General features: G+C 69.1%; 5 protein-coding genes. 2 read left to right on the top strand and 3 right to left on the bottom strand.

All coding sequences use genetic code 11. The features are described 5' to 3' along the window. Positions 1 to 587 precede the first annotated feature (587 nt). Both EU555_RS35495 and EU555_RS35490 read left to right on the top strand, forming a co-directional pair. A complete protein-coding gene (locus EU555_RS35495; RefSeq protein WP_135420040.1) occupies positions 588 to 2,240 on the top strand; it encodes a bifunctional aspartate transaminase/aspartate 4-decarboxylase in 1,653 nt (550 codons plus the stop codon). Positions 2,241 to 2,338: 98 nt separating this feature from the next. Continuing rightward, the gene (locus tag EU555_RS35490; RefSeq protein ID WP_245524656.1) at positions 2,339 to 4,483 is read left to right on the top strand and encodes a hypothetical protein; all 2,145 of its coding nucleotides are present in this window, start codon (positions 2,339 to 2,341) and stop codon (positions 4,481 to 4,483) included. Positions 4,484 to 4,628: 145 nt separating this feature from the next. Here EU555_RS35490 and EU555_RS35485 read toward each other — a convergent pair whose 3' ends face one another. The 3 genes from EU555_RS35485 to EU555_RS35475 form a co-directional block, all read right to left on the bottom strand. Beyond that, complete coding sequence (locus EU555_RS35485; RefSeq protein ID WP_135420038.1) at positions 4,629 to 7,742, bottom strand: efflux RND transporter permease subunit; 3,114 nt, start codon at positions 7,740 to 7,742, stop codon at positions 4,629 to 4,631. Next, positions 7,739 to 8,914, bottom strand: a complete 1,176-nt coding sequence (locus EU555_RS35480) for an efflux RND transporter periplasmic adaptor subunit (protein WP_245524655.1) — start codon at positions 8,912 to 8,914, stop codon at positions 7,739 to 7,741. The genes EU555_RS35485 and EU555_RS35480 overlap by 4 nt, the downstream gene beginning before the upstream one ends. Positions 8,915 to 8,979: 65 nt before the next feature. Continuing rightward, on the bottom strand, positions 8,980 to 9,414 hold a 435-nt coding region (locus EU555_RS35475), incomplete at its 5' end, for a cytochrome d ubiquinol oxidase subunit II (protein WP_205821060.1).

Raw genomic sequence — 9,414 nt, 5'->3', positions numbered from 1 at the left:
TCCGTCAGCATCGCGTCTCCTCGCTCAAAGCGCGGAAACGCTCACGACCGCAATAGGTTCAAGTGACAACAGGCCCTAGACGTTTTGAGAAACGCTGCTTTCGCTGTGCCTTTGGACCGCGACGCGATCGGGCGAGCTTTGAGCATGGCTGTCCACGCCCAGTCTTCGTCTTCCAGGGACGCATCCTCGATCGAGCGGCCAAGCAGGGAGAGACATCATGGCCGATCGGCCCGTCAGCAGGCCCCACGACGATCCTGAGCCCGCACACCTCCCGTTCCTCACGGCCGGGCCGACACAATGTTCGCGACGATGCCGTCCACCCGAGCAGGCCGGGCCTCCCTTCGGCGAGGCCTTCGTCGGACCGCTCCCGGTCAGCTCTGTCGTCGCCCGCATTCTCGGCATGATCGGGTCGGCGATCGTCGTGATGCAGACCGGATCCGGCACGATGCTGGTGTCGTCGGGACAGCCGAGAACCCCGCCTTCGGCACTGAGACGCGCTCTGCCGTCGCCAGAGCCGTGCTCGCTCCCAGTGATACGGTAGTCGTACTTCAGTTGTCACAAAGGACCCAGCCATCGGGAGGACGATCATGACTGAGGTGCTGAACCTGAAGAATTTCGAGTCGCTCAGCCCATTCGAAATCAAGGACGAGTTGATCAAGCTCGCCAAGGAGACGTCGCGGCGAACGCAGTCGGCCTTCCTCAACGCGGGGCGCGGCAATCCGAACTGGGTCGCGACGACGCCGCGCGAGGGGTTCTTCCTGCTCGGCCAGTTCGCGATGAGCGAGAGCAAGCGCGTGATGAGCCATCCCGCGGGGCTCGGCGGCATGCCGCAGGCGGCCGGGATCGCCGGCCGGCTCGACGCGTGGCTCGAGCGTCAGGCAGACCAGCCCGGTGCCGCCTTCCTCAAGGCCATGGTGCCTTACGCCGTGACGACCTTCGGATTCGATCGCGACGCCTTCGTGCATGAACTCGTCGACTCGATCGTCGGCGACAACTACCCCGTGCCCGACCGCATGCTCGTCCATAACGAACGCATCGTGCACGAATACCTGATGTGGGCGATGTGCGGGACGCGCAAGCCGGCAGGTCGGTTCGACCTCTACGCGGTCGAGGGCGGTACGGCGGCGATGTGCTACCTGTTCAAGTCGCTCAAGGCCAACCGGCTGCTGCTCCCGGGCGATACGATCGCGCTCGGCACGCCGATCTTCACCCCCTATCTCGAGATGACGCATCTCGAGGATTACGCGCTCGACGTCGTGCACATCAAGGCGCCGCAGGAGAACAAGTTTCAGTACACCGACGAGGAGATCGACAAGCTGCTCGATCCCAAGGTCAAGGCGTTCTTCGTCGTCAATCCCGGCAATCCGACCGGGATGGGAATGAGTCCCGAGACGGTCGCCAAGATCACCAGGCTGATCAAGACCAAGCGGCCGGATCTGATGATCCTGACCGACGATGTCTATGGAACTTTCGTGCATAATTTCCGGTCGCTGATGGCCGAGCTGCCGAACAATACGATCGGCGTTTATTCGTTCTCGAAATATTTCGGCTGCACGGGGTGGCGCCTCGGTACGATCGCGATCCACGAGGACAATATCTTCGACCGGATGATCGCGCGGCTGCCGGCCGACGTGACGGCGGCCCTCGACAAGCGCTATGGGCCGCTGACGCTCGAGCCGCGCAAGCTCAAGTTCATCGACCGCATCGTGGCGGACAGCCGCGACATCGCGCTCAACCACACCGCCGGCCTGTCCCTGCCGCAGCAGGTGATGATGAGCCTGTTCTCGCTCGCCGAGCTGATGGACGACAAGAAGGCCTACCAGGATGCCTGCATGGCGATCGTCAACCGACGCGTCTGGTCGATGATCGAGGGGCTGGGGCTGCAGATCACGCCGAATCCGAACTTCGATGCCTATTACGGCCTGATCGACTTCGAGTTCTGGGCCCGCAAGAACATCGGCGAAGAGGCGGTCGATTACCTGAAGCGCACCGTTCACCCGCTCGATCTCGCGTTCCGGCTCGCCGAGGTGCACGGCATCGTGCTGCTCAATGGCGGGGGGTTCGAGGCGCCCAACTGGTCCCTGCGGGTCTCCCTCGCCAACCTCCCCGACGAGGTTTACGCCGATATCGGCCGGGGCGTGCGGGCCGTGGCCCGCGGCTATCGGGATGCCTACGAGGCGGCGACGCGGGCCGCCGGCGCGGAGGCGGCCAAGCAGGCCGAGCCGGTACCGGCCGAGTGACACCGGCTCCAGCGAGGGCGTCGCGGATGGGCACCATCGACGATCCGGTCGCCGCGGTGGAACTCCGCCCGGTCCGTTGCGCGGGGTCTCTCCCGTGCATGGTCCCGGCTGGGCTGGTTCTCTCGGCCGCGCTCCTGCTCCTGGCGGCGCAGCCAGCGGCGGCGCGCACGATCTACGTCACACCCGAGGGGGGTGGCCCGGGCTACGGCGCGGACGGGCGCGTCGTCGCCCCGCACACCTCGGCGTTCTCGACGGAGGCCGTGCGGGGATTGCAGCCGGGCGACGTCGTGCAACTCCTCGCCGACAGCCCGGCGACGGATGCGGTGACGCGCTATCGCCGTCGTGTCGTGCTGACCGGACCGGGCGGGCGGGACGTGCCGCCGATCCTCGTGCGGGGGCTCGGCCCGCGGACACGCATGGTCGGGCGGACGATCGACGAGATCCGCGGCTGCCCGATGCCGGAGGACGACATCGAGCAGCCCTGCGGCGACCTCAGGACGGCGCTCGCCGCACCCCCGCCGATCGCTCCCCCGTCGCCGGATCTCCTCGGTGCGCTGACCGTGGCGGCCGCGGATCCGGCCGGCGAGCGGACCGAGGACCGGGATCGCAGCCGCCGCTCACGGCTCGCCGTGCCGATCGGGCATGCGGGGCGGCTCGCCGACGCGGCCTGCCTCGACATCGACCGCGCGGACGGCATCACGGTCGAGGATCTCGCCTTCGAGGGATGCTGGCTCGCGGCCGTGCGGGCAACCGGCAGCCGGCGCGTCACGCTGCGCCGCTCGCTGATCATCGGAAGCAGCTACGGCCTCGCGGCACGCGGCAGCCCGGAGCGTCCCTCCGACACGCTCGTCGTCGAGGACGTCACCTGGGTGCAGGACGCAAGCGGCTACGACGAGGCGGCCCTCACGCGCGAGGGGCCGTTCCGCTGCCGCGACGGCCGGGTCAGCGCGCTCGGCTGCGCGGGCGTGATCTGGCGCAGCATTCCCTGGGGGGCGACCCATCACGGCGCCTACGACCACTTCAACGGCGCGCTGCTGGGCGGCGCCGACGTGCGGGGACCGATCGTCTTCCGCCGCAACACCGTCCTGTCGGCCTATAACGGCGTCCGGCTGAAGGCCGCCGCCTGCGAGGAGCTCAAGGCCTCAGCCCTGTCGGCGGCGAGCTGCCCGTTCAACCAGGACGTCTGGATCACCGACAACCTGTTCGCCTACGTGCGCGACAATCCGGTCGAGCTGGAGACCTGGGCGACCGACGTGCGCGTCGCCCGCAACCGGATCGTCAACTCACACGCATGGTTCTCCTTCGACGACATGGGTGGCGGGCCGGTCTACGTCTACGGCAACCGCGGCTGGTTCGACGACGTGCCGGCGATCGATCGCCCCGGACGCGACACGTCCCTGCCGCCCTGCTCCCGCCAGCCCGTCGAGAAGCCGGCCGCCGCGGGGGCGTTCGATCCGAAGCTCGACCGTCGCTTCGATTACGCGCGCTCCCGCTGGCTCCCCGTCGGGGTTGAGAGCGTCGGACGATCCGGTGCCGTCACCTGGATGGATCCTGGCGAACAGTCCTGCGAGGCGAGCCTCCAGGGCCGCGTCATCAAGGTCGCGTTGCCGCCGCTCGGCGCCGCGCCCGATTCCTACCGCTACGCGGAGCGCGGCCCGATCTACGTGTTCAACAACAGCTGGTACCTGCGCTCGCCCGTGACCGGAATCGGCGCGGCCGCGAACCTCCGGCACTGGAACAACGCCCTCCTGTTCTGCGAGCCCGGCGCCGACGCGGACCTGTGCCGCACGCGGCCCGAGACATTCGATGCGAGCGCCTGCGGGCGCGGCCTGGTGCGCGGGGACGACCTCGCGCGCTATCCCGGCGAAACCGGGACGCTCCCGTTCTTCGACTGCTTCCGATGGCTGCCGGTCGACGAACGGGGGCACGAGCGTCCCGACCTTGCGAGCGAGTTCGACCACGACGTCAGCAGCACCGGTTTTCCCCTCGTCCTGATGCGGCAGCACGGGATCGAGCCTCACGGGCGCAAGGGCCATCCAGGCTTCACGGCTCCCGAACGGGGCGATTTCCGGCTCCTCCCCGGTGCCCTGGCTGCCTCCGCGGCCTGCGCGGTGACGGAGACGCTTGATCATCGCCTCGACTGTTCCACGATGCCGAACGGCCGCGCATTCGCCGGCGCGTTCGATCCCGAGAACCGTCTCTATGACGGACCGGCTTCCGCGAGATTTCGTCTTCCCGAGTAGACCACGTCGTTCGAGGGCACCACATCACCGCCGAGATTTGGCAGGGCGCAAGAGCATCCTCGTCGAGGGCGGCTGCAACATCGCCGGCGCGGGATGGTCGTCTTTCCATCGATTTGGCGCGGCGACCGGCCCGCAGCCTCCGGTCTCAGGTCGGCTGCACCGCGCCCGAGGCCCGCGTCTTCCCCGTTTGGCGGCGCGACAGCAGGACGGAGAGCTTGTCCATGTAGATGTAGATCACCGGCGTGGTGAACAGCGTCAGCACCTGCGACACGAGCAGGCCGCCGACGATGGTGTAGCCGAGCGGCTGGCGGAACTCCGAGCCCGTGCCGGTGCCGACCATCAGCGGGACGCCGCCGAGCAGCGCGCACATCGTGGTCATCAGGATCGGGCGGAAGCGCAGGAGGCAGGCTTCGTGGGCGGCCGCCCCGGCGTCGAGGCCGCGCTCCCGCTGCCCTTCGAGCGCGACGTCGATCAGCATGATGCCGTTCTTCTTGACGATGCCGATCAGCAGGATGATCCCGATGATGCCGATCATGTCCAGCGGCCGCCCCGTCAGCATCAGCGTCGCGAGCGCGCCGAGGCCCGCCGAGGGCAGGGTCGACAGGATGGTCAACGGATGGATCGTGCTCTCGTAGAGCATGCCGAGGATGATGAAGACCGCGAACAGGGCCGCCAGGATCAGGGGCGGCGTCGAGCCGAGCGAGGTCTGGAACGCCTGGGCGTTGCCCTGGAAGCCGCTGGCGAGGGATTTCGGCGGGTGCAGGTCGGCGACCGCCTTCTCCACGGCCGCGACCGCCGCGCCGATCGTGGCGCCCGGCGCGAGGTTGAAGCTGATGGTCACCGCGGGGAACTGGCCCTGGTGGTTGACCGCCACCGGCGCGACCCCCGGCACGAGCCGGGCGATCTGGCTGGGCGGGACCGACGTGTCGTTCTGCGAGCGGACGTGGATTCGCTGCAGGGCGTCCGGTCCGAGCTGGTAGCGCGGGTCGACCTCCAGGATGACGTAGTACTGGTTCAGGGCCGTGAAGATGCGGGCGACGTGGCGCTGGCCGAAGGCGTCGTAGAGCGTGGCGTCGATGGTCGACGGGTCGATCCCGAGGCGCGAGGCGGCGGTCCGGTCGACCTCGGCCGTCAGGGTCCGGCCGGCCGCTTGCCGGTCGCTGGCGACCGAGGCCAGCTCGGGCAGCGTCGTCAGTGCCGCCAGGACCTTGGGGGCGAACCGCGCGAGCGCGTCGCTGTCGACATCGGTCAGGGTGAACTGGTACTGCGTCTTCGACAGCCGCGCCCCGATGGTGATGTCCTGGGCCGCCTGCATGTAGAGCGTCATGCCCTGGACCTGCCGCAACGCCGCGGAGAGCCGCGCGATGACCTGGTCGGCGGTCACGTCGCGCTCGCTCTCCGGCTTCAGCTGGATGAAGACGCGGCCGTCGTTCTCGGTCACGGTCGGGCCGCCGGGCCCGATATAGCCGACCACGTTGGCGACCGCCGGGTCACGGCCGACGATGGCGAGCACGGCCCGCTGGCGCTGCTTCATGCCGTCCGGCGAGACGTCCTGGGCCGCCTCGCTGATCCCCATGATCAGGCCGGTATCCTGCTGCGGGAAGAACCCCTTCGGGATGACCCAGAACAGGTAGCCGGTCAGGGCGACCGTGCCCAGGAACGTCGTCAGCGTGAACAGGCGGTGGCGCAGCGCGATCGTCAGGCCGGCATCGTAGCGCGCGTTCAGCCAGGTGAAGAACCGCTCGAGCGCGGCCGAGACCCCGTTCGGCGGCCGTGCATCCCCGGCCGGGAGAAGCCTGGCGCAGAGCATCGGGGTCAGGGTCAGCGAGACCGCGACCGAGACGAGGATCGAGACCGCCACCGTGACGGCGAATTCGCGGAACAGCAGGCCGACGACGCCGCTCATCAGGAACAGCGGGATGAACACGGCCACGAGCGAGAACGAGATCGACAGGATGGTGAAGCCGATCTCGCCCGCCCCGTCGAGCGCCGCCTGCAGCGGCGTGGCGCCCGCCTCGATGTGGCGGACGATGGTCTCGACCATCACGATGGCGTCGTCGACCACGAAGCCGATCGCGATCGAGAGCGCCATCAGCGACAGGTTGTCCAGGCTGTAGCCCAGCACGGACATGACCGCGAAGGTGCCGACGATCGAGATCGGTACGGAGATCGCCGGGATCGCGGTCGCCCAGAGCCGGCGCAGGAACAGCGCGATGACGCCGACCACCAGTGCGATGGTCAGGAGCAGCGTGAAGCGCACATCGCTGATGCTCGCCTGGATCGTCACCGTGCGGTCCGACACGATGGCGAGGTCGATGCCGGGCGGCAACGAGGCGCGCAAGCGCGGCAGGGCTCGCCTGATGTCGTCCACGGTCGACACGACGTTGGCGCCGGGCTGGCGCTGGATCGCCAGGATGACCGCCGGCTTCCGCCCGCTCCAGCCGCCCTGGGTGACGTCCTGCGGCGCCTTCACCACGGTCCCGATGTTGCGCACCAGGATGGGGGCGCCGTCGCGGAAGGCGACGATCGCCTCCGCGAACTGGGCGGGCGTCGTCAGCTGGTCGTTCGTCTCCAGGGCCACGGCCTGCTGCCCGCCGTAGAGCTGGCCCTTGGGCTGGAGGACGGTGAGGTTCGACACGGCCGTGCGGACGGTCTCGAAGTCGAGATCCTCCGCGGCGAGCAGCGCCGGATTGACCCGGATGCGGATGGAGGGCTGCTGGAGGCCGCCGACGGCGACGGTGCCGACCCCGGGCATCTGCGAGAGCTTCTGCGCCAGGATCGAATAGGCGTAATCGCTGACCGTCATGATCGGCAGCACGTCCGAGCTGACCGCGATGAGCAGGATCGGCGCGTCGGCCGGGTTGGTCTTGCGGTACGACGGCTGCGAGAGGAGGCTTGCCGGCAGCAGCCCTTGCGTCGCGTTGATCGCGGCCTGCACGTCGGTGGCGGCCGAGTCGACGGTGCGGCTGCGGCTGAACTGCAGCGTGATCGACGTGAAGCCGACGCCGCTGCTCGACGTCATCTGGGTGAGGCCGGGGATCTGGCCGAACTGCCGCTCGAGCTGCGTCGCGACGGAGGAGGCCATGGTGTTCGGGTCGGCCCCGGGCAGCTGGGCCGTCACCTGGAAGGTCGGCGAGTCGATGTCGGGCAGGGCCGCGACCGGCAGGAGCATGTAGCTGATCGCGCCCAGCACCACGACCGCGACCATCATCAGGGCGGTGGCGATCGGGCGCGTGATGAAGCCGGCCGAGAGGGTCATGGCAGCATCCCGGCGCTGGCGGTCGTGGTGTCTGAGACCTGATCGGGGCTGGCCGCGACCACGGCTTTGCCCGGTACGAGGTTGTACTGGCCCTGGACCACCACCGTCTCGCCGGCCTTCACCCCCTCCGCGATCAGCGCGACGCCGCGGACCCGCTGACCGACCTGCACCGGACGGATCGACACCGTGTGGTCGTCGCCGACGACGAACACGAACGGTCCCTTGTCGTTCTGCTGCACGGCGTCGGTGGGGATCGTCAGCGCGCCTTTGACGATCGAGGTCGTGATCTCGACATTCGCGAAGGCCCCCGGCCAGAGCTGGCGCTCGGCATTGGGGAAATTGGCCTTGAGCCTGACCGTGCCGGATTTCGGCTGGGCCTCGTTGTCGATCAGCAGCAGGGAGCCGGTGTCGAGCTTCCGGGTGCCGGCCTGGTCGTAGACGGTGGTCGGGACCGGGCCGCGGCCCAAGGCCGCCTGAACCTGCGGGATCTCGTCCGTCGGCAGGGTGAAGATCACGCTGATCGGCTGGACCTGGGTCAGCACCACGACGCCGCCCGGGTCGGACGGCTGGACGACGTTGCCGATGTCGATCAGCCGGATGCCGGTGACGCCGTCGAACGGAGCCCGCAAGGTCGCAAAGTCGAGTTCCGTCCTGGCATAATCGATGGCGGCCTGATCGCCCTTCACGGCGTTCTCGGACTGGGCGATCTGGGCCTTCTCGCCGGTGACCGACTGCTCGGTGGCGTAGCCGCGCTGCAGCAGCGGCTCGTTGCGCTGGAGGTTGGTCTGCCGGTTCGTCAGCAGGGCCTGATCGCGCCCGAGCTGGGCCTGCGCGGTGCCGAGCCTGGCCTGGTAGATGCGCGGATCGATCCGGGCCAGGACGTCGCCGCGCCGGACGCTCTGCCCCTCGGTGAAGGCGACGCTCTCGAGGTAGCCGGTGACCTGGCTGCGGATCGCCGCCCGGTTCAGGGCCTGGACCGTGCCGATGCCCTTGAGGATGATCGGCACGTCCTCCTGCTTGACCGTCGCGGTGACGACCGGAACGGGGGGCGGAGGGGCTGCCGGCTCTTGAGGGGCGGCGTTCTCGCGGTGGCGCATGAACCCGAAGCCCAGGCCGAGGGACCCCAGGATCAAGACCGCCATAACCGCGCCGCGCCCGGACCTGCGTGTCATGGATCGCGAGCCTCCTGGTCCGTGCGGGATGAGAGGGATGCAGGCGACGCGCGCCGGCGCGCGGATCAGGAGAGGTGGAGATCGGTGCCGAGCGCCGCGGTCCGCCGGCCGGCATGGCCGTGAGCCGCGGCATCGCCTCCGTGCGCATCCGGGACGGTCTTGCCGCGAAAAACCCTGTAGGCGTGCGCCGTGTAGGCGAGCACGAGCGGCAGGACGACGACGATCCCCAGGAGGGCGAATCTCAGCGTCGCCTCGTCGGCGGCGGCCTGCCAGATGCTGGCGTGGTAGGGCACGACGTCGGGCCAGAGGCTGATGACGAGGCCGGCATAGCCGAGCAGGAACAGCGCGACGGCGAGCAGGAACGGCCGCCGGTCGTGTCGGTCCCACAGGCTGCGCAAGAGGAGGATCGCCACGCCCGTGGCCGCCAGCGGAAAGAGGTCCAGCCACAGGTTGGCCGGCCATGCGAACCAGCGCGCCGCCACGCGCGGCTCGGTCAATGC

This window comes from Methylobacterium nonmethylotrophicum (assembly GCF_004745635.1).
In the GTDB taxonomy this organism is placed as follows: domain Bacteria; phylum Pseudomonadota; class Alphaproteobacteria; order Rhizobiales; family Beijerinckiaceae; genus Methylobacterium; species Methylobacterium nonmethylotrophicum.
Note: the sequence above shows the minus strand (reverse complement) of the source record. Positions and strands in the feature narration are given on the sequence as shown.

Excerpts from the sequence above, each read along its gene's own strand:
- EU555_RS35485 (WP_135420038.1), bottom strand. The coding sequence starts at position 7,742 with ATGACCCTCTCGGCCGGCTTCATCACGCGCCCGATCGCCACCGCCCTG.
- EU555_RS35480 (WP_245524655.1), bottom strand. The coding sequence starts at position 8,914 with ATGACACGCAGGTCCGGGCGCGGCGCGGTTATGGCGGTCTTGATCCTG.
- EU555_RS35490 (WP_245524656.1), top strand. The coding sequence starts at position 2,339 with ATGGTCCCGGCTGGGCTGGTTCTCTCGGCCGCGCTCCTGCTCCTGGCG.
- EU555_RS35495 (WP_135420040.1), top strand. The coding sequence starts at position 588 with ATGACTGAGGTGCTGAACCTGAAGAATTTCGAGTCGCTCAGCCCATTC.